Origin of the sequence: Maricaulis sp., assembly GCF_048268525.1 — a bacterium.
Taxonomy (GTDB): Bacteria; Pseudomonadota; Alphaproteobacteria; order Caulobacterales; family Maricaulaceae; genus Maricaulis.
Genome location: NZ_JBLWVH010000002.1, coordinates 108,848 through 133,120 on the forward strand (window position 1 = coordinate 108,848; position 24,273 = coordinate 133,120).

Consider the following 24,273-nt stretch of genomic DNA (forward strand, 5'->3'; position numbering starts at 1 on the left):
CGCGCCGAGGGGCGAGCTTCAAGCGGCTCGTCGGAGGCTTCCTACCAGTGACGACGGTTGCCGCGCAGGTACCGGATCAACCGCGATGAACCCCTGACTGTGTAAGTCCGGCCATGGCGGTCTCGGCACACCCGAACACTGACGATGGCGGGCTGTCCGCGAAAACGGGAGCGCTGGCTTTCACTCCAGCAGCGTGACTGGTGGCGGCGATTGTTGCGGTAGTCATTGCGGCCACGGCGATTGTCGCGATAGTCGTGTCGTCCACGACCGCGATCATTATAGTCCCGGCGCCCACCGCGACGGTCGCTATAGCCGCGATTTGACCCGCGGCGGTCGCGGTACTGGTCGCGCTGACGGTGCTGGCGTCGTTGCAGGCGTTTTTCGCCGGCCTCGGCAACCTTTTCCGGAGCCTGGACGGGCGCTGGCGCGCTCGTCGATGTCGCGGCTGCAAGTCCACCGGCGCTGATCGCCAGGGCGAGACCGCAGGCGATGGTTCTGACAGTTCTGAACATGTGATCCTCCCGATTTTGCATGACAAATCTGTCATTTCGCGCCTGACGGGAATGTGAACGCCCTATTCACCAAGATGAGCGAAAGACCTTTGCTGGCAGGTGTTTTAAGGAGGCTGTTAAGGCAGGGTCGCTAGGACAGACGCATGATTGCCGCCATGAAACCCCTCGCAACACCCGTTTTCGATGACGCGCACCTGGCCCGATACACGGGCGGTGATGCGGCCCTTCGCGATGAGTTGCTGTCGCTGATGTGCGACCAGGCGCGGCGCTGTCTGACGATCATGGACAGCCCGCCGGATCCGGCCAGCTGGCGTGCAGCCTGCCACACGCTGAAAGGCGCCGCTCGCGGCGTGGGTGCCTTCGCACTGGCCGACGTGTGTGACGAGGCCGAACTGCAATCTCAATCCGCCTGGGCGGGAGCCCGGCTGGCAGTCGAGCGCGCGTTCCGGGAAACCGAACTGGCCTTTGCCCGGATTGACTGATCAGTCGGTCCGTGTCGCGTCCCAGACGCTGAACTCATAGGCGATCGACCGTTCGACCAGTTCGCGCCAGACCGGCTCGGCGATCTCTACCGCAAGACCACGGGCTTTTGCCTCCGCGTTCACTTTCGAGATCACATCATTGATCCGCCACTCGTCACGGACCACGTCGCGGCTGGGTTTGATTCGCGCCGCCGCTTCCATGTAACGCGCTCGCTCGGCCACCAGGGCGACCAGTTCACGGTCCAGCGCATCGACGCCGGCGCGGACCTCCTGCATGGTCTGGCAGTCTTCAGCCGGGGTGATGCCGGAAGGGAGTGTCGTGGTCATGGGCAATGGAACCTGTGCTCGTTTGTCTCCTTATAGGCGGGCTGGCAGCGACGCCCAAGCGGCGGACTGTCACAGTCCTGGAGACCGGTGAAGCCTTGCCATGGCAAGCGGCTGCGCGCGGTCCTTTTTCACCACTCGATCTTGCCCGCAGCGGCGCTATGCTGTGACGACACGCACAGGAGTCGCGACATGACCGAGCCAGTACGCATCTATGGTGACCGCCGCAGCGGCAATTGCCTGAAAGTGAAATGGACGGCCGACCACCTGGGCATTGCTTACGACTGGCACGAGGTGGACGTCGTCAAGGGTGAGACCCGAACCGACGACTTTCTGGCCATCAATCCGGCCGGACAGGTTCCGTGCCTTGAGCGACAGGATGGTCGCATCCTGGCCCAGTCCAATGCCATCATCTTCCATTTGGCCAACGGCTCGGAGCTGGTCCCCGCCGACCCGTTCGATCAGGCCAAGATGCTCGAATGGATGTTCTGGGAGCAATACAGTCACGAGCCCTATATCGCCGTGCGGCGCTTCCAGCGCGCCTTCCAGAACGTTTCGGACGATGCCATCGACCCGCAGCTCATGGCCAAGGGGCGTCGGGCATTGGGGGTGATGGAAATGCGCCTCCTGTCACGCGACTTCATCGTGGGCGACCAGCTGTCGCTCGCGGATATCGCTCTGGTCGCCTACACACGGGTGGCCGATGAGGGTGGCTTCGATCTCGACGAATTCCTCGGCGTGAGGGGTTGGGTCGCGCGGGTCGAGAACGAGTTGGATCTGGAATATGACGAGGGTCGGATCGCCAAGCTCACCTGACAGCCCTGTAGCCTGTGAAGCCTCAGCCTGGCACCGGAACCCACTGGATTTCGTAGACCGTCCCCGCATTGAGGGCTTCGACCGGTGGCATTTCGCCGTCGGGACCAGCGTGGTCGACGCGGATCCAGTAGGTCAATCCGGTCGGCCTTTCATCCTGGCAGACAACGTCACCGGATCGCTCTTCCACACCGGGAAAGCACAGGCCGGGATCGAGCCCGCCTGCACCGGCCAGCATGCCGATATCCAGTGCTGACTGAATCAAGCCGGGCTCCCGGATGGTGACGGCCAGCAGCTGGTCGCCATTGCCGTCCACGACCAGCACGGCGGGGCCGGCAGTCGTGCGGTGCGCTTCATAGGTCAGATAGGCCTCGCCCTCGGCAAATGCCTCGCCTTCGACAACCGAGAAATCAGGCAGTATGGCCGCCAGCGCGTCTTGGCTGAATGCGGTTTCCGCGGTGATCGGGCCGAGGCGGTCGGGGTTGGCGATCCACAATCCGGTGCTGTCGGCGGAACCGTTGTCCGAGCAGGACCCGACCAACGCGGCGCTGGCTGCGGTTATTGCCAGGGCGATCAAACGGTTTGAGTGCAGCATGAACGATCCTTTCCGGTCGGCTCCGGCGCTAACGCGCCAATTCCTTCATTGCCGCATCGACGCCTTCAAGGGTCAGAGGGAACATGCGGTCGGCGCCGATAATGTCTTGCACGAGGCGGGTGGAGTAGGAGTGCTCCCACCATTTTTCCGGCGTCGGATTGATCCAGATCAGGTGCGGCCAGGTGTCGGCGATGCGCTGCAGCCAGACCGCGCCGGCCTCTTCATTCCAATGCTCGACCGAGCCGCCATCATGGGTGATCTCATAAGGCGCCATGGCGGCGTCGCCGACCAGGATGACCTTCCAGTCGGCCGGGTATTTGTGCATCAGGTCCAGGGTCGGCACGGTCTCGGTGCGACGGCGCAGGTTTGACCGCCACACGCCCTCATAGGGGCAGTTGTGGAAGTAGTAGTATTCCAGATTCTTGAAGGTCGAGCGCGCCGCCGAGAACAGCTCCTCGCACAGGCGGATGTGCGGGTCCATCGATCCGCCGACATCGAACAGGGCGAGCACCTTGATCGCGTTGCGACGTTCGGGGCGCATGACCACATCGAGCCAACCCTGCTTGGCGGTGGCGTCGATCGTTTCACCCAAATCAAGCTCCTCGCGAGCGCCATCGCGGGCGAATTTGCGCAGGCGGCGCAGGGCGACTTTCAGATTGCGCGTGCCCAGTTCGCGCTCGCCATCGAGATCCTTGTAGCGGCGCTGTTCCCAGACCTTGGCGGCGCGCTTGTTCTGGCTTTCGCCGCCAATGCGCACGCCGGACGGGTTGTAGCCGGAATGGCCAAAGGGCGAGGTGCCGCCAGTGCCGATCCATTTGGATCCGCCCTCATGGCGCTTTTCCTGTTCTTCCAGGCGCTTCTTGAGGGCTTCCATCAGCTCGTCAAAGGGCAGGGCCTTGAGCTCGGCCATTTCCTCTTCGGTCAGCAGACGTTTCATCATCGCCTGCAGCCATTCATCCGGGATTTCCTTGTCCTCGAACATTTCACTGAGCATTTCGACGCCCTTGAAGACATGGCCGAACACCATGTCAAACTTGTCGAAATCCTTCTCGTCCTTGACCAGGGCGGCGCGGCTGACCGAGTAGAAATGCTTGATTTCCGGCTCGATGACGCCCTTGTCGAGGGCCTCCAGCAAGGTCAGGTATTCCCGCGTGGTGACAGGGATCTTGGCGGCGCGAAGCTCGGTGAAGAAATGATGCAGCATGGCGCCAATCTAGCGGGGTTCGCGCAGCAGGGAAGGGGAGGTGTGTTCCCTACACAAAAGAAAACGGCCCCGCCCGAAGGCGAGGCCGTCCAGCCGCATTGGAGCTCGGACCTAGAAGTCGTATCCGATCTCCAACCCCCAAACCCGCGGCGTCGAGATTGACGCGAACGCTGTGCCCAGCGTACTCGCCGTGATGTTGTTGACGCCGCCGACATACTGGTTGTCGAAGACGTTGTTGACGAAGGCGCTGACGGTCAGGTCCCCGTTCGGTGCTGTCCAGCGGGCTCGCAAATCGGTGCGGTTGCGGGCTTCACCGGTGGCGAAGGCCGTGTAGCCGCCGCAGGTGCCTTGCAGGACCGACTGGCTGTTGCAGCGGCTCTCGCCGCGCCAGGCATGATTGGCCTGCAGGGTCAGGTCGCTGCCGCCATCCAGATCGATGACATAGTCGGCGCCGACGGAGACGTTCCAGAACGGCTCGCCGGTCGGCTCACCGGCCAGGTCGGCGCCATTGCTGTCGACGCGGCGCTTGTGGGTGGAGTCCAGCCACTGGGCATTGCCGCGCAGGCGCAAGGCGTCGGAAGCCGCCCAGTCGAGCTCGATATCGACACCGATCGCTTCGTCATCGGAGGTCTGGACCAGGTATTGCGGTACACCGCCACCGGCCGGCACCACCAGACGGATCGACTGCTTGTCCTCGTAAACGTAGGAGAAGGCCGACATGTTGAAGACGAGATCGGGGTTCAGGAAGTCTGACTTGAAGCCGAATTCCCAGCTGGTCACGGTCTCGTTCTCGAAGCGCGAACCGACCTCGACCGAGTTGTAGCCGCCGGCCTTGTAGCCTTCGCTGAACGAGCCATAGATCATGACATTGTCGGTCAGCTGGTAATCGACGACCACGCGCGGGCTGAGATTGTTCCAGCTGTCTTCCATCACGCAGGCCACGCCCTCGGCGACATTGACGCCATTGTCGCAGGCCACGCCGGCAAGCGGGGCGAGGTCAAAGACGAAATCGAACTGGAAATCTGCCGGGGAGGCGCCAGCGAGGCCAAGAATACCGGCATTGTCGAGTGCCGCCAAAGTCTGGTCGAGGCTGTCAGCCTGCCGACCACCATTGATCCACTGGAATGATTTCTCGTCTTCGGTATAGCGCAGGCCGACTGACACATTCAGGCGGTCTGTGGCTGACCAGATCATGTCGGCATAGACCGCGCGGGCGGTGAACTCGCCCTGATTGCTCATTGTCTCCTGCCAGGAGTGGCCGAGCATGCTGAATGGCAGGCCAAACGGGACCAGGAGACCGTATTCCAGATCGGTGAAGGGCGTGCCGGCGCCGACATTGCCGAGCACCGTGTTGACGGTGTCGGTGAAGGTGAAGGTTTCCGAAGCCTGGATCGCGGTCTCGTCGTAATAGCTCGCGCCGACCAGCCAATCGACCGTGCCGGTCGTGCCGGCAAGGCGGAATTCCTGATAGAAGGCTTCATTGTCCTCGACATTATTGGTGTCGAAATAGGTGTCGATCCGGTTGGTGCCGTCCTCGTCCTCGCGGTTCATCGTGTCGAATTCCCGATACGATGTCAGCGAGGTCAGCGTCATGTCGCCGATATCCTGACGGACGGTGAGGGTGGTTTCGGCGAGATTGCGGGCCTCGCGGTTGAACACCACATCATTGCGCACAGGCGCGCTGAACGGGTCGAGGAAGGCGGTGGTGTCGACGGGAAGCGGCGGTGTGCCCGGGGCGGCCGGGAGATCGACAATGCCAATCGCCGGACGGGCGTCCTGATCGATGGTGTCGCGGCTGTGGCGCAGCAGGATCTCAGTCGACGGCGTGGCATTCCAGCGGACGGTGAAACGGTCGGCGGAGGAATCCTCGCGGCGATAGTCTTCGCCGGTCACCGCGTCGGTCAGCCAGCCATCGGCCTTGTTGCTGAGGAAGTTGGCGCGAATGGCGAGCGTGTCCGTGATCGGCAGGTTGAGCATCGCCTCGGTGCGCATGCGGTTATGGCTGCCGATGCGGACGGCGACGCGGCCTTCCAGCTCGTCGCTGGGTTCGCGGGTGATGATCGAGACCGCTCCGGCGGCAGAGTTGCGGCCGAACAGCGTGCCCTGCGGTCCTTTCAGGACCTCAATGCGTTCGATATCGTTGAAGGCCAGCAGCGATGCGCCAGAGCGTGCTGCATAGATGCCGTCAACATAGATGCCGACCGCCGGATCGGTACCGACACCGAAATCGCTGGTGGTGATGCCGCGGATCGAATAGCGCGGCTGGGTCGGGCTGCCATTGGACACGTCCAGACCGGGGACAAAGGCTTCCAGATCCCCCATATCGTCAGCCGCGACCGCATCGATGAACTCAGAGTCGAGCACCTGCAGCGAGATTGGCACATCCTGCGAAGACTGGGCGCGCTGCTGCGCGGTGACGACGATAACGTCGTCCGGCGTCTCGTCGCTCTGCGCCAGGGCCGGCGCCGCAGCGATACAAGCGACAGTCGATGCGAGCAGGTAGCGCAGGCTGTGGCGCCTGGCTGACGTTTTGAGTTTCATGATTCCTCCGCTGGGCAACTGGCCCGATTTCCCGATCCGACGCGTCATCTTGTTCGCGCGCTCTGCCGGGACTCCCCCTTTGAAATATCCGACTGGACATTCCAATAAACGAAACAGAATTTTTTTCAGTTATTCAAGCGGCGAGAGGCGGGGATCGCGCTATACTGAACATGAGACGCAAATTGGTCACACTTGCCTAACGGCGCAGGTGTGCCAAATTACGGAGCAATATCAACGAGGCAGACAGTGAACGAGCGAGCCCCCACCGAAAATGTCGATCTTGAGCGGCGCGCTGCCCCCAGGCAGAAGCGCTCCCAGGATCGAATCAACAAGATCGTGGCGGCTACCAAATATCTGCTCGAAAATGACGGTGCCGACGCGATTACGACCTCAAGTGTCGCAGCCCAGGCGGGCGTCCCGGTCAGTTCGGTCTATCGATATTTCCCGAATATCTACGCCCTTCACTGCACCATTCTCGACGAGTTCATGCTCGAGGCCGAAGCGATCATTTCGACCATCCTCGAGGACCCGGAGGAGCAGGACTGGCGGATCAGCATTTTTGGAATGCTGAACGGGTTGCGCCAGCTGGTCGCCGGTAGTCCGTCCTATGGTGCTGTCTTCCAGCTGACCCTGACGACGCCGGAATTGCGGGTTGTCCGCGAGCGCTGGAACCTCCGTCTGGCGGCCGTCCTGTCACATCGCTGGCACAAGGGCATGGACGGTTTCCATGATGGCGACCCGGAAGTCGTCGCCCGGCTGACGGTCGAGTTTTATTGCGCGGCTGAGGTGTTGATTTTCGCCACTCGTGACCGACCGGAGCAGGCCGAGACCTATTTCAATGAAACCCTGATGGCCCTGCAGCGGTATCTGGCGCCTTATCTGGACTGATCAGCCGCAATCGCCAGGCAGGCTTTCGATCCAGGCGCGGATCAGTTCGATGCCCTCGACATGATTGGTCGAGCGCCCGACCTCCGGCATCATCTGGTCCGGTTCCACATTGTCGAGGCGGAACAGCAGGATCGACTCGTCCGGACGCCCCGGGACGATGTCGAACCGACGGTCCCCGGTGCCTGACCCGGCCGCGATCGGCAATTTGCAGATGCCCAGTGCCGGGCCGTGCGCGATATCCGGCTGAAGGTTCAGCCCGGACGTATCGGCCGGTCCCACAGGGCTGTGGCAGTGTGAGCAATTGGCATCGAGATAGGCGCGGGCCCGCGCTTCCAGGCTCGCTTCCAGGTCTTCCCAGTCCGCATTGCGCGGCGCGTCGGCAGGCACCGGCGCGCCGGTGAGGTAGCCGACCTCGGTCAAATATTCGAGCTGATTTGCGGTGCCGTCCGGATAGTCGAAGTCGCGGTTCAGATGGCGCGGTTTCGGACCGATCGGAGCGATCTGGCGGGTGTTTGAGTCCGGGGCATGGCAGCTGGCGCACTGGTTCACATCCGGCATGACATAATTGAATGTCGAAGCGCTGCCATCGGCCTCGGCCACAGTCATGGGCACGACGTCGCCATAGCGCAGGAGCACGGCCTCCGTCTGGTCATCATTCCAGCGATAGGGAAGGGCCTCCCAGCCGGCTTCACGGTGAACCAGGATGCGGGTTTCGATCAGCTGCACACGGGACAGGTCCAGGCTGCCATCGGCGCGGGTCAGGCTGTGGCCATCGCCGCGGGTGACCTGGCCGGGCGTGTCAGCAAGGGGATAGTAGAAAGTCTTGGTGATGACGGTGCCGACCGGGAAGTCGAGCGTGTCGTTCTCGCGGTAGGCTGCGGTTTCGCCGCTTGGCATCCAGATGGTCCGGAGCTTCAGCGCATAGTCGGTGAAGAGCGGTGTGTTGATGTCGTAGGGCACGACCCCGTCGGCCAGTTGCAGGTAGCCGGCGACAATACCCAGCTGTCCCCATTCGGAGAGCAGCCGGGGATTGTCGTCCGGATGGAATTGCGCCGTTGGTGCGTTCGGTGAACAGGCCGCGAGAGCGGCGGCGGCGATCAGTATCAGTCCACGAAACACGGTCACGACAAATCCCGGTATTGCTTAGTCGGCGAAGGCGAGTTCGACGGCGCTCAGGCTGTCGAGGCTGCAACGGAAATCCTCGGTATCGACGCTCGGCGAGGCATAGCCATTCGGACCGTCGGCATTGAGCACGTCGACCGGATCGCTGACACAGATCCGCAGCGCGTCGGGCAGAGCACCGTCGACCAGCTTGGCATCGTCGACAAAACCGTCAAACAACACGTCCGGCAGGGCGCCATTGAGACCGAACATGGCGATCTTCAGCGCGGTCAGGTCGAGACCGTCCGGCGAGGTGCCGCCACCGGAATAGGTGTTGTCATGGATCCAGATCGACTCCGGATAGGGATCGAAATCGGTCTGCACCGAGTAATCGGAATACCCGGTCGAGTGCAGGCTGGAGATGATGATGTTGGCGGTGTCGTTGTCGGAGATCCGGTTGTTGAAGATCTCGACCTGGTCGTTCGAGTTGATGACCACGCCCGAACCGGCCGGGACGCTGGCGACCGGGGTGCCGGCATGGCCGAAATTCTCGGTATTGTTGGCGAAGATGTCATTGTCGTAGACGCGGGTGTGATAGCCCGGCTGCGGCAGGTTCGGCATGTTGAAGACGAGGATGCCGCCGGTATTGTTGGTGGCGGTGTTGCCGTAGACGTCGGCGCCGATGCAGTTCTCGATCTCGATGCCGGCGACATTGTATTCGGCCCGGCTGTTGCGGACGATCACATTGCGCGATTGGCCGACATAGATGCCGGCGTCGGAAGCGCCGATGGCGACGGTGTCTTCGACCAGCACATTGGTGGTCTGCACCGGATAGATGCCATAGGCACCGTTCTCGGTGGCATAGCCATTGGTCCACTCGACGCGGACGCCGCGGATGATGATGTTCTCGCCGCCATTCACCTTCAGCCCGTCACCGATCGTGTCTTCAATGGCGAGGTTTTCGAGGGTGAAGTCATTGGCGGTGACGATCAGGCCTTCTGCTCCGGCGATCTGGTCCTGGAAGCTCAGAATGGTCTCGTCCATGCCGGCGCCGCGGATCGTCACGCCATCAATATTGAGGCTCAGCGAACGGTCGAAGCTGTACACGCCTGCCGGGATCTCGATCACGTCACCCGGCTGGGCATCGATCAATTGCTCCATCAGGGTCGCCTGGTAATCGACATTGGCCTCAGCGAGGTCGCGTGACGTGTCGCTATTGCCGCAGGCGGTCAGAACCAGCGCGGATGCCCCGATCATCAGATACTTGAATGTCTTCATCTTGCTCTCCCCGGCGTCTCGCCGCCCATGACTTTTGGTTCGGCATTCGCCGATCGCTTCTCCTAGCAAATTTTCACATTCAATGCGCAGATACAATCAGAAACAGAAACAGAAACAGTTTCTGTTTCTTTGACAGTTAACGGGGCGCGTCGGGTCATCCCTGATTGAGTTGTCAGGGTGCCAATCGCTCCAGAGCCTCGATATCCGCCTTCATCAAGGCGTCTGACGCCGCCCGGATCGCCTCGACCGGCCAGTCCCACCAGGCCAGCGCCAACAGGCGTTTGATATCGGCCTCGGGCAGACGATTGCGGATCACCTGTCCGGGATTGCCGCCGACAATGGAGTAGGGCGCGACATCGCGGGTGATCACCGACTTCGCCGCGATGATGGCGCCGTGGCCGATGCTGACACCGGGCATGATCACCGCGTCCCAGCCGATCCACACATCATGGCCGATCGTGATCCCGCCCTTGTTCGGCCAGGGACCGGGATCGGGCTCACCCCAGCAGGTGAAGATCGGGAAGGGATAGCTCGACAGCCGGTCGGCAAAATGATTGCCGCCATTGAGGACGAAGCTGGCATCCGCCGCAATCGAACAGAATTTGCCGATCTCCAGACGGTCCTCGATGAAATCGAAGGCGTATTTCAGCTGCATCTCGGCAAAGCGGGCCGGATCGTCAAAGGAATGGATATAGCTGTAATCGCCGACCGTGATCTTGGGATGATCGGCGACCAGGGGTTTGAGATAGGCCATCGATGCCGCCGCCGGCATGGGCGCCGGGTTCATCGGGTCGAGGGCAGGGTGATCGAAGGCAGGCGTATTGGAAGAGGCAGACATGAACAGACTCCGGGCGTGAGGTGGATTTCGGATCGTCGAAATGCGCCCCCGGTCTCCCGGTCAGGCGCGGTCTAGCCGGACATGTTCATTTGGGCGCTCTCCTGTGTTGGGTGCACTTATAGCTGCCATTCGGTCCGCGTTCCACCGTCATCCCCCGGATCACGACGGGGTCGTGACCGGGGGATGACGGTGAAGATGGGGCACGAAAAACGGTGTCGAGAAAGCAGGGCACACATCTTGTTGTTCGAGCCGGGCGCAGCCTGACCCATAGAGCCCTTGTCAGCCAGCGGGCCGTATCCGGTTCTTGAGGACAAGGGCGGCGCAGCCCCCGCTTCGCGGTTTCACCCTTGAGCTCAAGAACCGGATACGGCGAACTCCCGGCAAGGAATTTATGGCGCGGTGGGCGCTCCGCGCCTCGACCCGAAAACGGATCGCCAGTCTCACCTCACCCACCATTTTTCCCGGACGCGCGTCTGCGCGATCCGGGACCTACGGGAGACTCATTGCTTGCCGGTCAGGCTTGTCGGTCCCGGCTCTGCGCCCCGCTTTTGCGGGGCTTCGGCCGGGAAAAATGGGAGGGCGTGGTGTTTGTTCCTAAGCCGCGCCCGGCCCGCGCGGACCGTCACCCGGCCCACCTGGTCTCCGCACCATGAAGGACAGCTTCTCGAACAGCATCACGTCCTGCTCGTTTTTCAGCAGCGCACCGTGCAGCGGCGGGATGAGTTTGCGGGGGTCGCGTTCGGCCAGGACCGAGGCGTCGATATCTTCGACGAGGAGGAGTTTCAGCCAGTCCAGGAGTTCCGAGGTGGAGGGCTTCTTCTTGACGCCGGGCACATCGCGGATCTGGTAGAACAGGGTCAGCGCTTCTGACAGCAGGCGGCCCTTGAGACCCGGATAATGGACTTCGACGATCTTGCGCATGGTCGCTTCGTCGGGGAAGGCGATGAAGTGGAAGAAGCAGCGGCGCAGGAAGGCGTCGGGCAGTTCTTTTTCATTGTTCGAGGTGATGATGATGACCGGGCGGTTGGCCGCCTTGATGGTCTCGCCGGTCTCGTAGACATGGAATTCCATCCGGTCGAGCTCCTGCAGGAGGTCGTTGGGGAATTCGATATCGGCCTTGTCGATCTCGTCGATAAGAAGGACAGAGCGCTCGGGGGCCGCGAAGGCCTCCCACAGCTTGCCCTTGCGGATGTAGTTGTTGATGTCGTGAACGCGGTCATCGCCGAGCTGGCTGTCGCGCAGGCGTGCGACGGCGTCATACTCGTACAGCCCCTGGCGGGCCTTGGTCGTTGATTTGACGTGCCATTCTATCAGCGGCATGCCCATCGCCTGGGCGACCTGCTTGGCCAGCTCTGTCTTGCCCGTACCCGGCTCACCCTTGACGAGGAGCGGGCGCTCGAGAGCCACCGCGGCGTTGACCGCGGCGCTCAGTTCTCCATCAGCGACATACTGATCTGTACCTTCAAAGCGCATGACAGCGATCTAGCGCGATTGGTCGCATGTCTCCAGAGGGCTTTAGCCGCTAATTTTGTATTCGCCACCAACACGCGTCGATTAAGAGACTGTAAAGACGAATCCCGTCGAGTGGGTTCGCAATATGGAAAAGGTGCTCGATCCATGGCTGACGGGATGATTCGGACCCAGAACTTTTACGCCTTCGAATGGCTGACCGGAAAAGTGGCGGACTGCGATCCGAATTTTCCGACAACCCTGCATGCCTGGGACGGCGCGACGCTTGATCTCGGCAATGTGGATACGGCTTATTTCGGTTTCGTCCAGTCGGGCGAGGCGACGCTGGTGACGGCGTCCGGCCAGTTCAAACTCCAGGCGGGCATGTATTTCTCGGCCAACAATGCGCTGACCGTCTCCGGTGGCCGCGGCATTGTGATGGCGCGTGAGAGCCACCAGGCCTTCTTCATGGTCGGTGGCCCGGTCGAACCGCAAGGTCGCCTGAAATATATCGATGGCTGCACGGACAGCCTGCTGATCGCGCCGGTGAAGATGGGCGACCCCTGCCTCAACCTGCTCTACTTTCCGCCGGGCATCGACCAGACCCCGCACACCCATCCGTCCGACCGCATCGGTGTGGTCTATTCCGGGCGCGGTGAGTGCGAAACGCCGGAGGGCGTCATCCCGCTCGAGCCGGGCGTGATGTTCCGCATCCCCTATGAGGGCAATCACAAATTCCGCACCTTCGACACCGAGATGCGGGTCATCGCCTATCACCCGGACAGTGATTTCGGCCCGCAGGACGAAAACCATCCGATGATCAATCGCACGATTGTTGACGGTGTCTCGGCCTCGAAGATCGACGCGATCCGCACCAAGTAAATTCCGGTGTCAGCCAAGACAAAAGGGGCGCCCTCGGGCGCCCTTTTTCGTTGTGGCCCAATTTTACCGTCACCCTGACGAAGGTCAGGGCCCAGGTCGATTGATCACAACTCCGCCCGGTCATCCGGTGCGTGTTGCGGGCGCAGCCAGTCGCTGCCGTTATCGTCCGGCTTGCCGGTGGCGGCATCATAGCGGCCGCGGCGCAGATTGCGGCGGCGGTTGATCTCGCTGGCGGCCGGCTTCTTGTCACCATCCCCGAGCGCGATTTCCAGATTGCGTAGATCGGCGATCATGGCGGCCAGCTCGTCCATCTCCATCGCGAAGGGGTGATCCGGCCCCGGCGTCGCGCGATCAAAGGTGACGTGTTTCTCGATCACTACCGCGCCCAGCGCCGCCGCGGCAATCGGTGCCATGGCACCGGGTGAGTGGTCGGACAGGCCGACCGGCAGGCCCAGCGTCTTCTTCAGCGTGGTGATGGCCGACAGGTTGAGATCGTCCCAGGCCGGCGGATAGCTGGCGGCGCAGTGCAGGACGGTCAGATGCGGGCAGCCGCTGCGGGTCAGGGTGGTGACCGCTGTGGTCACCTCGTCGAGATAGCTGGCGCCGGAGGACAGGATCAGGCGCTTGCCGGTCGCCCCCAGGGCTTCCAGAAGCGGGGTGAAGGTCAGGTCGCCCGAAGCAATCTTGTAGCGTTTGACGCCGAGGCTCTCCATCAACTCGACAGCGTCGAGCGAGAAGGGCGTCGACATGAATTCAACGCCATTGTCCGCAGCGCAGGCCATCAACGGGGCGTGCCAGTCATCGGGCAGGCCGGCATTGCCAAAGGCGGCGAATTTCGGATTTTCGGAGACAGACCCGTCGGCACCCTTCACGAAACGGGCGATCAGCCCCTCTCGGGTCAGCGTCTGGAACTTGACCACATCGGCGCCGGCCTTGGCGCTGGCTTCGATATAGCGCTTGGCCTGGTCGAGATCGCCGCCGTGATTGGAGCCGATTTCGGCGATGACATCGATATGGGTCATGGATCAGGAAGCCAGGTCTGTGAGAATGGATTTGAGAACGTTGGTCTCGTCGTAGAGACGGCACAGGTGTTCGGTATCGACCGGCCAGTCACGGTCAACCAGCGCCGCATAAAGCGCGCGGACCAGCTCGAGGTCCTCGATCGTGTCGACCGAGACATCGAGGTCCGGGCGACGCAGCGACTCCGGAAAGTCGACGGCGTGACAACGGAACCGGTCGAGGTGATCGCGGATGAAGACCGTCACGTGCTCGCGGTCACGCGCGGTCGTCTCGGCGGCCTCGGCAAGCTGGCGCAGGACGCCGGTCTCGACGACCTCGGCGCGCAGACCCTTGGGCAGGTGTCCGGCGCTGGGGCGGGTATATTCGGCCTGGTGTTCGCGGTGTTCGGCCACGCAGCGCGCGATGACCGCCGGGTCGCGGAACGGGCTGTCCGAGGTGATGCGGATGATGGTCTTCGCCAGGGTCTGTTCGGCGACCAGCAAGAAGCGCGACAGCACGTCCTCTTCCGAACCGCGGAAGACGCGGATGCCCTCGCGCTCGGCCAGCGCCACAACGGCGTCGTCGTCCGGATTGGTCGTGGTGGCAATCACCAGCTCGTCGACGCCCTCGATCGTGCGCAGCTGGCGGCACTGATAGCTCAGCAGTGAGACGTCATCGTGGAGCGTTTCCAGGATCTTGCCGGGCAGCCGGTTTGAGCCGGTGCGGGCCTGGATAACGGCAACAGTTCGGGTCATCTGCTTGTCTCCGTGCTCGGCGGGATTTCGATGTCTTGCCATGATCGGACCATACGCGTGGGAGTGTAGGGCGGAAAGGTTGACGGGATATGGCCGGACAAGTGCTCGCGTCCGGCCAGCATGCGCACCAGCAGGGCTGGGATATTGAGACCGGCCAGTGTCATCAGATACCCAAAACCCCACATGCGCGGATTGATTTCAAGCAGGTAGGGCGGAGCGTCCTTTGTCGGACGTTTCACCTCGACCGCTGCCAGCCCATGCCAGGGACCGGAGGCCTGCAGCACTGCCAGTCCTGCGGCCATGAGTTCAGGGTCATCGACGGTCTCGCCGGCAATGGCGACACCGCCGGTCGGTGGGTTGGTTTGCAGTTTGCGGTGCAGGGTGGAGACGACCAGGTCGCCGCGATTCCATAGCGAGCCGATGGTGTAGACAGTCTCGGCGCCGCCGGGGATCAGCTGCTGGACGAGACTCGGGCCGTGCTCTGCCGCCGTCTCCCGCCACATCGACGCCAGCTCGTCGGCGCTGGCCGGATAACAGACGCCGCGTGCACCGCGCGATGTGCGGGGTTTTACGACACAGGGAAACCCGCCGGACCAGTCGGCCAGATCGTCAGCGCTGGTGGGCTGCAAGGTTTGCGGATGCGGTAGGCCGACGCGTTTGACGCGCTCCAGCAAAAGGCCCTTGTCGATCCCGAAGGCGATGACGTCCGGATCGGCGACCGGGACCCGCAGACCGGCCTCGCTCCATTCACGTGCCACGGGTGCCAGGGCGGCGATTTCGGCTTCGGAACCCGGGATGATGATGTCGAGCTTGCGGTCCGTGCAGAGCGTTCGAACGGCCGTCCTGTAGGCCTCGGGATCGGTCGCGGAGGGCAGGACCACACTTGTAGTGCCTGGCTCGAACATGCCGCCGGCCAGCGGATTGATATCGGCGGCCACCAGCTTGATGTCGGGATCGGCCTGGCGAAGCGAGCGCAAAGTGCCCAGTCCGGGGGGCGCGCCCACACCGGTCACGAGGACACCCTTTGTCAGTGCGGCCAGGCTCATGAGGCTCGCCACTGGTCGAGTGGCCGGCCGAGCAGGTCTTCCAGGGCGGCGATCTCGGGCTCGAAACGGGCCTGCAACCTGGTGCGGGTCCGGGCGGCCATCGGTGGTATCGACACCGCATCGTCCTGGATCGGCGGGTAGACGCCGTCGGCACTGGTGGCACCTGAAACACCGGTCACCGGCGCGATCAGTTCGGCGTGGAGCGTTTCGAAACTGTCCGTGTCCCGGTGGTCGTATGCCCCTTCAAGGATCGGCATTTTCGAGCGCGGAATGCCGCCGGTATTGAAGCGTTTCTCGACGGTGACCGGTGCATCGGCGTCGATTTCGAGAAACTCGAAGATGCGACGCACGGTGCCGGGACCGTCCTGGTCCAGCTCGTCCTGCAGCAGAACCAGCATGCCGGGAAAGCGGTCGCGAAACTGGCGCAGGCGGTCCGCATAACAGCCCGTGTCGGCATACAGCCACTGGAAGCCCCAATTGGAGGCAATGCGCCGCGGCTCGTCGGCGAGGGCTTTTTCGAAGGAGTAGAATTCGGCGTCCCGTCGGACATTCTGGAGATAGTGCGACCATGTGCGGTCGATCGGGGTCCTCAAAATGGCAATGATCCGCGTGTCGGGGCCGCAATAGGTCATTACACGCCGGGCCGCGATCGCCGCGTAAGCGTAATAGTCCGGCGATACGTCGCCGACCCGGGCCTGGCCGTCATGGTCGGCAAACAGTGCCTGGTAGTCGCTGACATCGGGCGCGGTGTCGAAATGATAGAAGGCCGGCCAGTAGACTGACCCGTCGCCGACGCCGGAGAAGAAGCGGCCTTCCTTGCGGACCCGGGACAGGAAGACGTCGGGATGCTGGCTGAGATAGTGGTAAAGCGAGGTTGTACCGGACTTGGGGGCGCCGATGACCAGGAAGTTCGGCCAGACCTGGTCGATTGCGGCGCCGGAGTTCGGTGTCTCAAGGGTCATGGTCGGGGCAGGCCTTCTGTGAAATGGGGGGGCGAATCGTTCGCCCGCCCAGGCTCCAATGGACGCTGTTCAGCTTAAGGATTTACTGCGATTCCCTGATGGCGGTGGTGGCGAGCTCGCAAAGATGCCGGGCGACACGGCCGGCTCCGCCGCCATCGACCAGTGCCTGTCCCGTCCGGGCCATGTCGCAACGCCTCCCAAAGTCGCTCGCAAGGGCCGTCAGGGCCGTGTCGAACCGGTGCTCGAAGCCGGGGTCCGCCGGATTGAGACTGATCCCCAGGCCTCCACTTTCGAATTGACCGGCCCGCTCGATCTGGCTGTCTACGATTGGCAGGCAAAGCGTTGGCAGGCCGGTCGCGGCGGCTTCATGCAGGGAGGTGCCTCCCGCCAGAACGCCAATGTCCGCGCGTCGCAGTGCTTCGATCATGGGTTCGACCGGACCGTCACGAGCCGGGCCACGCGTGTCGAGCTCCAGATCGGGGCAAGTCACCGCGATCCGCTCGCGGACACGGTCGAGTAGCGGGGTGACTGTGCCGCCCAGCGACAGCAGGGCACGCTTCGGTCTGTCGATGACCTTGCGCGAAGGCAGCGCCTCGCACGACCTGGGCAGGAGCAGGTATCTTGGTCCGCTCAGCGCCGGGCTGCCAGACGGCGAGAGGCCGGGCAGGAAGCCTTGTTTGACGTGCAGATCGGGAATGGCCTCATGCAGGAAATTCCCGATCAAGGTCACGTGAAACCCCGCCTCGCGCAGAGCGGAGACGCGCCGCGGGTCAGTCTGCTTCCAGTCAGCAACAAGGTGGGTGGTGCCCTGGCCACGCAGAAGGCTCGGCAGGCTGTCATCGCCGGTGAGTGTGATGCGTTTGATCGACCCGTGCAGATCCGCCGGGAGGTGATGGGGTGTTTCGGTCAGCCAGGTCACGGCAGCGCCTGCATCGGCGAGCGCGTTGGCCAGGGCGCCACATCGCATGACATGGCCGAGACCGATTGTGGTCGAGCCGTCTGCCCGAATGGCGATCCTGGCCGGCACCGGCGTCAGTCGTTCCTGGCGGCAAGCGCCGCCAATTCGTCCGCCACACGTTTCATCGTGTTGTCCCAGTCGCGGAAGCCGGACCCGAAGAAGGATCGTGTTTGCGGATACCAGTGCTGTCGGTCGGTGCCGAGCAGCGTCCAGGTGGAGGACCGTGCATGAATGAACCAGACCTTGCCGCCGCAGGCTGCGGCCAGGTTGGACGTGGCGTTCATCGGTCCCAGAACCAGGTCGCAGGCCGATGCGTAAGCCGCGACCTTGTCGAGGTCCATTTTCAGGTCGATGTCGGTTGGCTGGTGAAGCGTCACGCCGAAGCGGTCTTTGGCCAGGGCCAGTTCCTCCTCGACCTTGCCGTATTGCAGGTTGATGAAGTCGACACCCGGCGTTCTCAGAACGCCTTCCCAGGCATCGAAGGCCGAAAAGAAGCGTGAGCGGCGGGCATTCATGTTCAATGACTTCCACAGGATGCCGACCTTCAGGCCGGACCCGAAGCTGTCGATCTGCCGGCGGAAACCTGCCTGGACCTCCGGATCGGGAACAAGAAACCCTGCTTCGGACGGGTAGTCCTCGATCCGGTTTCTGAACGCCCGGAGCGGGGTTGCCATCGGTGTCCAGTAGTCGGCACCATCCTCCAGCTTCGGCACAGCCCGGATGTCGCGTCCTTCTACCGTCGCCGACATGTGATGGCCGACCACAGCGCTCGGGAAAGACCGTTTCACCAGTGGCATCAGGCGATACTCGCAGGCGATGCGCAGCTCACCATCCGGCCCGAGGGCGTCGATCAGGTCCTTGACGACATTCATGAACAGAATTTCGTCGCCGAGCCCCTGTTCGCCGACCAGAACAAGCGTCTTGCCACGAAGCTGGCCCGGATCGACCCCGTCCCAACGCGGAGGTTTCAGCGTGAAAAGTGTCGCCTGGGCGCGATTCGGGTCCAGCCGGCTTTCATTGGCCGCCCAGCCTTCCTCGATGTGACCGGCCGCGAGCATGACCATTGAGCGACCATGTCGCATTGTGGCTTCCTCCATGGCGTCAGCCGGGTCTTTCAGGGCCTCCTCATAGTGCGGGATCGCCAGTTCCGGCTCACCCAACAACTCGTGGATATTGGCCATGTTGTTGTGGGCACGTCCGTAGCTTGGTTTCAGGCGCAGGGCTTCCTCGTAGAAGGTCCGGGCCTGGACCGGATCGCCACTGTCATTGATCACGGTGCCCATTGAATTCCACAGTTCGTAATCTTCCTGATTGGCATAGATGGCGGTCCGAAGGATTTCCGTGGCTTCCTCGAACTTGCCGGCATCTCGGAGGACGCCGGCCAGGTTGATGGTGGCGTCAACGGCGGTCGGCGCGAGCTTGAATTGCAGCCGATAAAATTTCTCGGCCGCGTCCAGCATGTTGAGCTTCCAGGCGACGAGCCCCAGCTTCTGGTAGATTTCGGCGTCATTCGGATCGATCTTCCAGGCGGCCTCGAAGAAATCGAGTGCGCGTGACAATCTGCCCAGATTGTACAGCATCAAGCCAAGTACATGATTGGTGAGCGCCATGTCCGGTGCCAGAAGGTAGGCCTTGTGGGCCAGTCGGGCTGCGGCGATATTGTCGCCTTCTGCAGATGTTTTCATGGCGCGCTTGGCCAGGGCTGCGACCTTCTGGAAGACCCGGCGACGGTCGGCGGGGACGCGGTTCAGATGGGCATCCACGCGCACGGCCTGCCTGCCAAGCGGCACCGAGTCGCGGGTTTCGTTCTTTTCGACTTCTGCCTCGGCGGAGATTTCCGCATCAAGGTCGAGCGTGCTGGCTTGTTGCATGGTTATCAATCCTGCCTCGATTCTAACGGGCAAGGCAGGAGATTCGCTTTAAGAACTCGCTAATAAGCAATGATCGTCGAGGTGTGGGCCGGAAACCATTTCTTCACCCCGTATTGCGAACGTGTGCGCAGCGACCGTCATTGATCGCGTCAATTGTCGACCGGAGGGATCACATGCCGCTCAAAATCTCGCTCAAACCCGGCGAGAAGTTTGTCCTGAACGGAGCCGTCATCGAGAATGGTGACCGTCGGGCCAATCTTGTGCTGCAGAACAAGGCGTCCGTCCTTCGCGAGAAAGACATTCTCCATGCCGAGGACGTCGATACGCCGGTCAAGCGCATCTATTTCCCGATCATGATGATGTATCTGTCCGACAAGACAGATGACAAACTCTATGACGAGTTCGTGCTGCGCATGAACGAGTTCATGGGAGTTGTTTCGGATCCGCAGACCCTGGGTCTGTGTGTGAATGTCAGCCGCGATGTCATGGCGAGCGAGCACTACAAGGCGCTGCTCGGCTGTCGCAAACTGATGACCTATGAAGCCGAGAGGCTGAGCTGATGTCCCTTCAAGCCTACCAGAAGTCCGCTGCCCGGGCGGAAGACCCGCGTGCGACCGAATACCGTTTGTTCGCCCAGGTCACGCGTTCGCTCATGAACGCCAAGACGCTTCCGATGGAAGCGGTCAAGGACCGGGCCTCCGCCATCGACTGGAACCGTCGTGTCTGGAGCAATCTGGCGCTCGATTGTGCCAGTCAGGACAACAAGCTTCCTGAAGCCCTGCGGGCCGCGATCATTTCACTGTCCATTTTCGTTTCAAAGCACGGCAGCCATGCCATGCGCAATCCGGAGGCGATCGATGATCTGGTCGATATCAACCGGACGGTGATGCAGGGACTGATGCCGCAGGCTTCCGCGGGTGCGGGGCAAGCGGTGGGGTAACAATTGCCGACAGGGCAATAACGGCAGGCAGAATCAGGCACCCTCTCCCGAGGGTGCCTTTTTTAATATCCTAAAGCATTGAAAAGTCGCGCTTATCCGGCGGCCATGCGCGGCATGGCGCTTGCGATGCCATGTGCGGGCAAAACGCTCGCGGCTGAAAAATTCAGCCTTAAACGCATCCAGAATGGAGAGCAAAAAAATGGCACTTTCTGTCAACACCAACGCTGGGGCGATGATCGCCCTGCAGAATCTGAACAAGACGAACATGGACATGAACGAGGTTCAGAACCGCATCAATACCGGGCTGGAAGTGGCCAGTGCCAAGGACAATGGTGGTGTTTACGCCATTGCCCAGCGCATGCGCTCCCAGGTCAACGGGTATGGTGTGGTCGAGCAAAGTCTCAACCTCGCCGCGTCTGTCACCGATGTGGCTCTGGCTGCCGGTGAGGCAATTTCAGATATTCTGATCGAAATGAAGGAGAAGGCGCTCGCGGCATCTGACTCATCGCTTGATGCAGCCTCCCGGACGGCACTGAATGAAGACTTCAAGGCCCTGCGGGATCAGATCGCAACGATCACTTCTAACGCGGAATTTAACGGCACCAACCTGATCAACGGCACGGTGACCTCGATTTCCGCACTGGCCAATTCGGACGGCTCCAACACGATTCTCATCTCCGACCAGAACTTTACTCTGGCCGGTGGTACCGTGACGGTGGCGGCCGCGGCTTCCTTCGCTTCGGCTGGTGATGCGTCAACACTCGTCACCACGATCGAGACCTCTCTCGACAATCTGAACACCTCGCTGGCGAAGCTCGGTACGGCATCGAAATCCCTCGAAATACACAAGGGTTTCGTGTCCCGCCTGAGTGATACGCTGGAGCAGGGAATTGGCAATTTGGTCGATGCCGACCTGGCCAAGGAAAGCGCAAGACTCCAGTCGCTGCAGGTCAAGCAGCAGCTGGGTGTCCAGGCGCTCTCCATCGCCAACCAGGCGCCGCAGACCATCCTGTCGTTCTTCGGCTAAGTTCGTCCGGCCGGGATCGCCTCTTTGGCGGTCCCGGTCATTTTTTTCAGTTTCGCCGGCGCTGGCGCAGACGCATGCCTGCAATCCGCCATTAACCTGATATTAATCATAAAATTTTGCCGACCGGCAGAAATTTCCTAGCAAAATTCGCCTATGAACCGGCAAAATTTGCCGCCCAAATGGTTACTGGGCAAAGATTGACTCGGCAAAAACAGTCCTACGAATCACGCGACTCCGAGTTAACCCTTGTGGTCAATGTCCAATTGGCACCGCGCTTGCTCTTTCCTTGGCAGGGTCAGAAGACCCGGCGGGCAGAACGTCCGTACATCACCAGAATGGAAAGGGCCAAGAAATGGCTACAATCAACACGAATGCCGGCGCCATGGTTGCGCTGCAGAACCTCAATCAGACCAACCGCGACATGGAGCAAGTCCAGAGCCGCATCAACACCGGTCTGGCTGTGGCATCCGCCAAGGATAACGGCGGCGTTTACGCGATTGCCCAGAAGATGCGTTCTGACGTCAACGGCTATGCCGCTGTCGGCAACTCGCTCGATCTGGCTGCTTCCACCACCGACGTGGCCCTCGCCGCCGGTGAAGCAATTGGCGATATCCTGATCGAGATGAAGGAAAAGGCCCTGGCTGCTTCCGACTCGTCTCTCGATACGGCGTCCCGTACGGCCCTGAACGAAGACTTCAAGGCCCTTCGCGACCAGATCTCCACAATCGTCGACAATGCCGAATTCAATGGCACGAACCTGATCAACAACTCGGTTACGTCCATTTCGGCCCTGGCCAATGCTGACGGCTCCAACACGATCACGATCTCTGACCAGAACTTCTCTCTGGGCGGCGGCAATGTGACCGTTGCGGCTACGGCTTCCTTCGCATCTGCTGGCGACGCTTCCACGCTCGTCGCCACGATCGAAACCTCGCTCGACAACCTGAACGCATCGCTGGCCAAGCTCGGCACCGCGTCCAGCTCGCTCGAGATCCACAAGGGTTTCGTCGGCAAGCTGTCTGACGCCCTGGAAAAGGGTATCGGCAACCTGGTCGATGCGGACCTGGCCAAAGAGAGTGCGCGTCTTCAGTCCCTGCAGGTCAAGCAACAGCTTGGCGTCCAGGCCCTGTCGATCGCCAACTCGGCACCCAGCACGATCCTGGGCTACTTCCGTTAATCACGGACTGGATGGCGGAGCCTCGCTCCGCCATCCGCCTCCGCGGTTGACGCGAACAACTAGTGAGGCGCTGATGCCTCCGCGTCAGCGAAAGTTCAAATGGCAGAAACGGGGTTCAATCCGAAATCTGTTCCAGTGGCGCCCATCACCGAGAACAGAAATGTAGCTGTAGACCGCCCACGCGATGCCGTGCGGCGGGTCGAGCCCGTTCTGGACAGCGATCGTACCGCGACCGACCGGAATGCGACTTCGGATCGTTCCGCCGACATCGAGCGCCTGGCGGCGGAGAGCCTGAGCAACTCGCGTCTGAAAATCCTTCAGGACAACGCCTCTGGCCAATACATCTATCTGATGATCGATCAGGATACCGGTGAGACTGTGCGACGCTGGCCGCCGGAAAAGCATGCTGACCTGATGGAATACCTGCGTACCCGCTCGGCCGGCATTGTTGACCAGCGCGCCTGAGCGCGTTCCGATCCAGCGACAGGTGGCACCACAACCCGGCAAAATTTGACCACCCGGGCATATGTGCCCCGGCAATCCCTGGTGGTCACATCCCCGCCGCGCGGCCTGGGCCTTCCTTATCCAATTGAATTATCGTACTTTTTTACGGCGTTCCAAAACGGCACGCCTCTTGCGCATACCGGTTCGAACAGCCGCTGAATGGCGGTTACTGAGAACGCGGGAGAATGTCGCATGACCATGAGCGTCCACACCAATACCGGAGCAATGATCGCTCTTCAGAACCTGAACAAGACCAATGACGACATGTTGGGCGTTCAGAACCGGATCAATACCGGCCTGAAAATTGGCGGCGCGAAGGATAACGCTGCCATCTATGCCGTTGCCCAGGGCATGCGCGCAGACATTCGCGCACTGGAAGCCGTGCAGAGCGGTCTCGACCGGGCCTCGACAATTGGTGATGTCGCCCTGGCCGCTGGCGAGTCGATCTCTGATCTTCTTGTTCAGATGCGTGAGAAGGCGACGGCAGCGATGGACCCGTCGCTCGATACTTTCTCCCGCGCGGCCTACGACTCCGATTTCAAGGCTCTGCTCGATCAGATCAGCGGCATTCTCCAGAACGCGGAGTTTGATGGTGCCAACATTCTTGACGGCTCGATCTCGAGCGGCATCGAATTCCTGGCCGATGCCGACGCGGCACGGTCGGTGACGCTCAAGTCGCAGGACATGAGTATTGGCGGCGCCATCCTGACGATTGCAGCGACGGCCAGCCTCGGTTCTGTGACTCTCGCGACCAATGCGGTAGCGGCTATCAAGACGTCGCTGGAGAACGTCAACCAGTCGCTTGCCAATCTCGGCTCCGACACCAAGAAACTGGAAGCCCATTCCAATTTCGTCGGCAAGCTGATGGACTCGCTGACCCGCGGTGTCGGTGACCTCGTCGATGCCGACCTCGCGGTCGAAAGTGCAAAACTGCAGGCCCTGCAGGTCAAGCAGCAACTGGGGGTCCAGGCCTTGTCGATCGCCAATGGCCAGCCTCAGATCATCCTCAACCTGTTCGGCGGTTAACCCGCCCACCCACCTCCACCACCACGGCGCGGCCTCCGGTTCTCCGGGGGCCGTTTCCGTTTGAGCGACTCAATCCATCATTTCCGTCATCATGGCGGTTG

General features: G+C 61.7%; 25 protein-coding genes. 10 read left to right on the forward strand and 15 right to left on the reverse strand.

Annotation, left to right across the window (positions count from 1 at the left end; translation table 11 throughout):
- Window positions 1-41 precede the first annotated feature (41 nt).
- On the reverse strand, window positions 42-512 hold the full coding sequence (locus tag ACN0X9_RS01930; RefSeq protein ID WP_417485954.1) for a hypothetical protein: 471 nt from the start codon (window positions 510-512) through the stop codon (window positions 42-44).
- A 155-nt stretch (window positions 513-667) separates the two neighbouring features.
- On the opposite strand from ACN0X9_RS01930, the gene ACN0X9_RS01935 reads away from it, so the two are divergent.
- A complete protein-coding gene (locus ACN0X9_RS01935) occupies window positions 668-994 on the forward strand; it encodes an Hpt domain-containing protein (RefSeq protein WP_417485955.1) in 327 nt (108 codons plus the stop codon).
- On the opposite strand, the gene ACN0X9_RS01940 is transcribed toward ACN0X9_RS01935, so the two are convergent.
- A complete protein-coding gene (locus tag ACN0X9_RS01940; RefSeq protein WP_417485956.1) occupies window positions 995-1,321 on the reverse strand; it encodes a chorismate mutase in 327 nt (108 codons plus the stop codon).
- Window positions 1,322-1,510: 189 nt separating this feature from the next.
- Here ACN0X9_RS01940 and ACN0X9_RS01945 point away from each other — a divergent pair, with 189 nt between their 5' ends.
- Window positions 1,511-2,134, forward strand: coding sequence for a glutathione S-transferase family protein (locus ACN0X9_RS01945; RefSeq protein WP_417485957.1), 624 nt, complete (start codon window positions 1,511-1,513; stop codon window positions 2,132-2,134).
- Between the two features lie 22 nt (window positions 2,135-2,156).
- Here the strand turns inward: ACN0X9_RS01945 and ACN0X9_RS01950 are convergent, their stop codons facing one another.
- From ACN0X9_RS01950 to ACN0X9_RS01960, 3 genes are all read right to left on the reverse strand, one after another.
- Window positions 2,157-2,726 (reverse strand): DUF1131 family protein, encoded by a 570-nt coding sequence (locus ACN0X9_RS01950; protein ID WP_417485958.1) that lies wholly within the window; start codon window positions 2,724-2,726, stop codon window positions 2,157-2,159.
- A 28-nt stretch (window positions 2,727-2,754) separates the two neighbouring features.
- Window positions 2,755-3,930 (reverse strand): vWA domain-containing protein, encoded by a 1,176-nt coding sequence (locus ACN0X9_RS01955; protein ID WP_417485959.1) that lies wholly within the window; start codon window positions 3,928-3,930, stop codon window positions 2,755-2,757.
- A gap of 111 nt (window positions 3,931-4,041) precedes the next feature.
- Window positions 4,042-6,471 carry a TonB-dependent receptor gene (locus tag ACN0X9_RS01960; protein WP_417485960.1) on the reverse strand — a complete coding sequence of 810 codons (2,430 nt, stop codon included), beginning with the start codon at window positions 6,469-6,471 and terminating at the stop codon, window positions 4,042-4,044.
- A 336-nt stretch (window positions 6,472-6,807) separates the two neighbouring features.
- On the opposite strand from ACN0X9_RS01960, the gene ACN0X9_RS01965 reads away from it, so the two are divergent.
- Window positions 6,808-7,359, forward strand: coding sequence for a TetR/AcrR family transcriptional regulator (locus ACN0X9_RS01965; RefSeq protein ID WP_417485961.1), 552 nt, complete (start codon window positions 6,808-6,810; stop codon window positions 7,357-7,359).
- On the opposite strand, the gene ACN0X9_RS01970 is transcribed toward ACN0X9_RS01965, so the two are convergent.
- The 4 genes from ACN0X9_RS01970 to ACN0X9_RS01985 all read right to left on the reverse strand — a co-directional run bounded on the left by ACN0X9_RS01970 (window position 7,360) and on the right by ACN0X9_RS01985 (window position 12,049).
- Window positions 7,360-8,484, reverse strand: a complete 1,125-nt coding sequence (locus tag ACN0X9_RS01970; protein WP_417485962.1) for an SO2930 family diheme c-type cytochrome — start codon at window positions 8,482-8,484, stop codon at window positions 7,360-7,362.
- An 18-nt stretch (window positions 8,485-8,502) separates the two neighbouring features.
- Window positions 8,503-9,738: a parallel beta-helix domain-containing protein gene (locus ACN0X9_RS01975; protein ID WP_011643916.1), complete on the reverse strand. Its 1,236-nt coding sequence runs from the start codon at window positions 9,736-9,738 to the stop codon at window positions 8,503-8,505.
- 172 nt (window positions 9,739-9,910) lie between these two features.
- Window positions 9,911-10,510 carry a CatB-related O-acetyltransferase gene (locus ACN0X9_RS01980; protein WP_417486028.1) on the reverse strand — a complete coding sequence of 200 codons (600 nt, stop codon included), beginning with the start codon at window positions 10,508-10,510 and terminating at the stop codon, window positions 9,911-9,913.
- A 660-nt stretch (window positions 10,511-11,170) separates the two neighbouring features.
- Window positions 11,171-12,049, reverse strand: a complete 879-nt coding sequence (locus ACN0X9_RS01985; protein ID WP_049755801.1) for an AAA family ATPase — start codon at window positions 12,047-12,049, stop codon at window positions 11,171-11,173.
- Between the two features lie 144 nt (window positions 12,050-12,193).
- On the opposite strand from ACN0X9_RS01985, the gene ACN0X9_RS01990 reads away from it, so the two are divergent.
- A complete protein-coding gene (locus tag ACN0X9_RS01990) occupies window positions 12,194-12,907 on the forward strand; it encodes a cupin domain-containing protein (protein ID WP_417485963.1) in 714 nt (237 codons plus the stop codon).
- A 104-nt stretch (window positions 12,908-13,011) separates the two neighbouring features.
- Here the strand turns inward: ACN0X9_RS01990 and ACN0X9_RS01995 are convergent, their stop codons facing one another.
- The 6 genes from ACN0X9_RS01995 to ACN0X9_RS02020 form a co-directional block, all read right to left on the reverse strand.
- Window positions 13,012-13,929, reverse strand: a complete 918-nt coding sequence (locus ACN0X9_RS01995; RefSeq protein ID WP_417485964.1) for an N-acetylneuraminate synthase family protein — start codon at window positions 13,927-13,929, stop codon at window positions 13,012-13,014.
- Window positions 13,930-13,932: 3 nt separating this feature from the next.
- Entirely contained in the window at window positions 13,933-14,661 is a 729-nt protein-coding gene (locus ACN0X9_RS02000; protein ID WP_417485965.1) for a cytidylyltransferase domain-containing protein, read from the reverse strand.
- A complete protein-coding gene (locus ACN0X9_RS02005; RefSeq protein WP_417485966.1) occupies window positions 14,658-15,707 on the reverse strand; it encodes an ATP-grasp domain-containing protein in 1,050 nt (349 codons plus the stop codon). Before ACN0X9_RS02005 ends, ACN0X9_RS02000 begins: the two co-directional genes overlap by 4 nt.
- On the reverse strand, window positions 15,704-16,669 hold the full coding sequence (locus ACN0X9_RS02010; RefSeq protein ID WP_417485967.1) for a sulfotransferase: 966 nt from the start codon (window positions 16,667-16,669) through the stop codon (window positions 15,704-15,706). Before ACN0X9_RS02010 ends, ACN0X9_RS02005 begins: the two co-directional genes overlap by 4 nt.
- Window positions 16,670-16,751: 82 nt before the next feature.
- The gene (locus tag ACN0X9_RS02015; RefSeq protein ID WP_417485968.1) at window positions 16,752-17,696 is read right to left on the reverse strand and encodes a hypothetical protein; all 945 of its coding nucleotides are present in this window, start codon (window positions 17,694-17,696) and stop codon (window positions 16,752-16,754) included.
- A gap of 5 nt (window positions 17,697-17,701) precedes the next feature.
- A complete protein-coding gene (locus tag ACN0X9_RS02020) occupies window positions 17,702-19,498 on the reverse strand; it encodes a tetratricopeptide repeat protein (RefSeq protein WP_417485969.1) in 1,797 nt (598 codons plus the stop codon).
- Window positions 19,499-19,671: 173 nt separating this feature from the next.
- Here ACN0X9_RS02020 and flbT point away from each other — a divergent pair, with 173 nt between their 5' ends.
- The 6 genes from flbT to ACN0X9_RS02050 all read left to right on the forward strand — a co-directional run bounded on the left by flbT (window position 19,672) and on the right by ACN0X9_RS02050 (window position 24,172).
- Window positions 19,672-20,058: a flagellar biosynthesis repressor FlbT gene (gene flbT, locus ACN0X9_RS02025; protein ID WP_417485970.1), complete on the forward strand. Its 387-nt coding sequence runs from the start codon at window positions 19,672-19,674 to the stop codon at window positions 20,056-20,058.
- Window positions 20,058-20,438 carry a flagellar biosynthesis regulator FlaF gene (gene flaF / locus ACN0X9_RS02030; protein WP_417485971.1) on the forward strand — a complete coding sequence of 127 codons (381 nt, stop codon included), beginning with the start codon at window positions 20,058-20,060 and terminating at the stop codon, window positions 20,436-20,438. The genes flbT and flaF overlap by 1 nt, the downstream gene beginning before the upstream one ends.
- Window positions 20,439-20,637: 199 nt before the next feature.
- Window positions 20,638-21,465, forward strand: coding sequence for a flagellin (locus tag ACN0X9_RS02035; RefSeq protein WP_011643899.1), 828 nt, complete (start codon window positions 20,638-20,640; stop codon window positions 21,463-21,465).
- 352 nt (window positions 21,466-21,817) lie between these two features.
- The gene (locus ACN0X9_RS02040) at window positions 21,818-22,642 is read left to right on the forward strand and encodes a flagellin (protein ID WP_417485972.1); all 825 of its coding nucleotides are present in this window, start codon (window positions 21,818-21,820) and stop codon (window positions 22,640-22,642) included.
- A 99-nt stretch (window positions 22,643-22,741) separates the two neighbouring features.
- The gene (locus tag ACN0X9_RS02045; protein ID WP_417485973.1) at window positions 22,742-23,107 is read left to right on the forward strand and encodes a flagellar protein FlaG; all 366 of its coding nucleotides are present in this window, start codon (window positions 22,742-22,744) and stop codon (window positions 23,105-23,107) included.
- A 231-nt stretch (window positions 23,108-23,338) separates the two neighbouring features.
- Complete coding sequence (locus ACN0X9_RS02050; protein ID WP_417485974.1) at window positions 23,339-24,172, forward strand: flagellin; 834 nt, start codon at window positions 23,339-23,341, stop codon at window positions 24,170-24,172.
- Window positions 24,173-24,273 lie beyond the last annotated feature (101 nt).

Excerpts from the sequence above, each read along its gene's own strand:
- ACN0X9_RS02040 (WP_417485972.1), top strand. The coding sequence starts at position 21,818 with ATGGCTACAATCAACACGAATGCCGGCGCCATGGTTGCGCTGCAGAAC.
- ACN0X9_RS01975 (WP_011643916.1), bottom strand. The coding sequence starts at position 9,738 with ATGAAGACATTCAAGTATCTGATGATCGGGGCATCCGCGCTGGTTCTG.
- ACN0X9_RS01980 (WP_417486028.1), bottom strand. The coding sequence starts at position 10,510 with ATGCCGGCGGCGGCATCGATGGCCTATCTCAAACCCCTGGTCGCCGAT.
- ACN0X9_RS01940 (WP_417485956.1), bottom strand. The coding sequence starts at position 1,321 with ATGACCACGACACTCCCTTCCGGCATCACCCCGGCTGAAGACTGCCAG.
- ACN0X9_RS01930 (WP_417485954.1), bottom strand. The coding sequence starts at position 512 with ATGTTCAGAACTGTCAGAACCATCGCCTGCGGTCTCGCCCTGGCGATC.
- ACN0X9_RS02010 (WP_417485967.1), bottom strand. The coding sequence starts at position 16,669 with ATGACCCTTGAGACACCGAACTCCGGCGCCGCAATCGACCAGGTCTGG.
- flaF (WP_417485971.1), top strand. The coding sequence starts at position 20,058 with ATGTCCCTTCAAGCCTACCAGAAGTCCGCTGCCCGGGCGGAAGACCCG.
- ACN0X9_RS02020 (WP_417485969.1), bottom strand. The coding sequence starts at position 19,498 with ATGCAACAAGCCAGCACGCTCGACCTTGATGCGGAAATCTCCGCCGAG.
- ACN0X9_RS01955 (WP_417485959.1), bottom strand. The coding sequence starts at position 3,930 with ATGCTGCATCATTTCTTCACCGAGCTTCGCGCCGCCAAGATCCCTGTC.
- ACN0X9_RS01945 (WP_417485957.1), top strand. The coding sequence starts at position 1,511 with ATGACCGAGCCAGTACGCATCTATGGTGACCGCCGCAGCGGCAATTGC.
- ACN0X9_RS01995 (WP_417485964.1), bottom strand. The coding sequence starts at position 13,929 with ATGACCCATATCGATGTCATCGCCGAAATCGGCTCCAATCACGGCGGC.
- ACN0X9_RS01960 (WP_417485960.1), bottom strand. The coding sequence starts at position 6,471 with ATGAAACTCAAAACGTCAGCCAGGCGCCACAGCCTGCGCTACCTGCTC.
- flbT (WP_417485970.1), top strand. The coding sequence starts at position 19,672 with ATGCCGCTCAAAATCTCGCTCAAACCCGGCGAGAAGTTTGTCCTGAAC.
- ACN0X9_RS01935 (WP_417485955.1), top strand. The coding sequence starts at position 668 with ATGAAACCCCTCGCAACACCCGTTTTCGATGACGCGCACCTGGCCCGA.
- ACN0X9_RS01950 (WP_417485958.1), bottom strand. The coding sequence starts at position 2,726 with ATGCTGCACTCAAACCGTTTGATCGCCCTGGCAATAACCGCAGCCAGC.
- ACN0X9_RS02000 (WP_417485965.1), bottom strand. The coding sequence starts at position 14,661 with ATGACCCGAACTGTTGCCGTTATCCAGGCCCGCACCGGCTCAAACCGG.
- ACN0X9_RS02035 (WP_011643899.1), top strand. The coding sequence starts at position 20,638 with ATGGCACTTTCTGTCAACACCAACGCTGGGGCGATGATCGCCCTGCAG.
- ACN0X9_RS02050 (WP_417485974.1), top strand. The coding sequence starts at position 23,339 with ATGACCATGAGCGTCCACACCAATACCGGAGCAATGATCGCTCTTCAG.
- ACN0X9_RS02045 (WP_417485973.1), top strand. The coding sequence starts at position 22,742 with ATGGCAGAAACGGGGTTCAATCCGAAATCTGTTCCAGTGGCGCCCATC.
- ACN0X9_RS01990 (WP_417485963.1), top strand. The coding sequence starts at position 12,194 with ATGGCTGACGGGATGATTCGGACCCAGAACTTTTACGCCTTCGAATGG.
- ACN0X9_RS01985 (WP_049755801.1), bottom strand. The coding sequence starts at position 12,049 with ATGCGCTTTGAAGGTACAGATCAGTATGTCGCTGATGGAGAACTGAGC.
- ACN0X9_RS02005 (WP_417485966.1), bottom strand. The coding sequence starts at position 15,707 with ATGAGCCTGGCCGCACTGACAAAGGGTGTCCTCGTGACCGGTGTGGGC.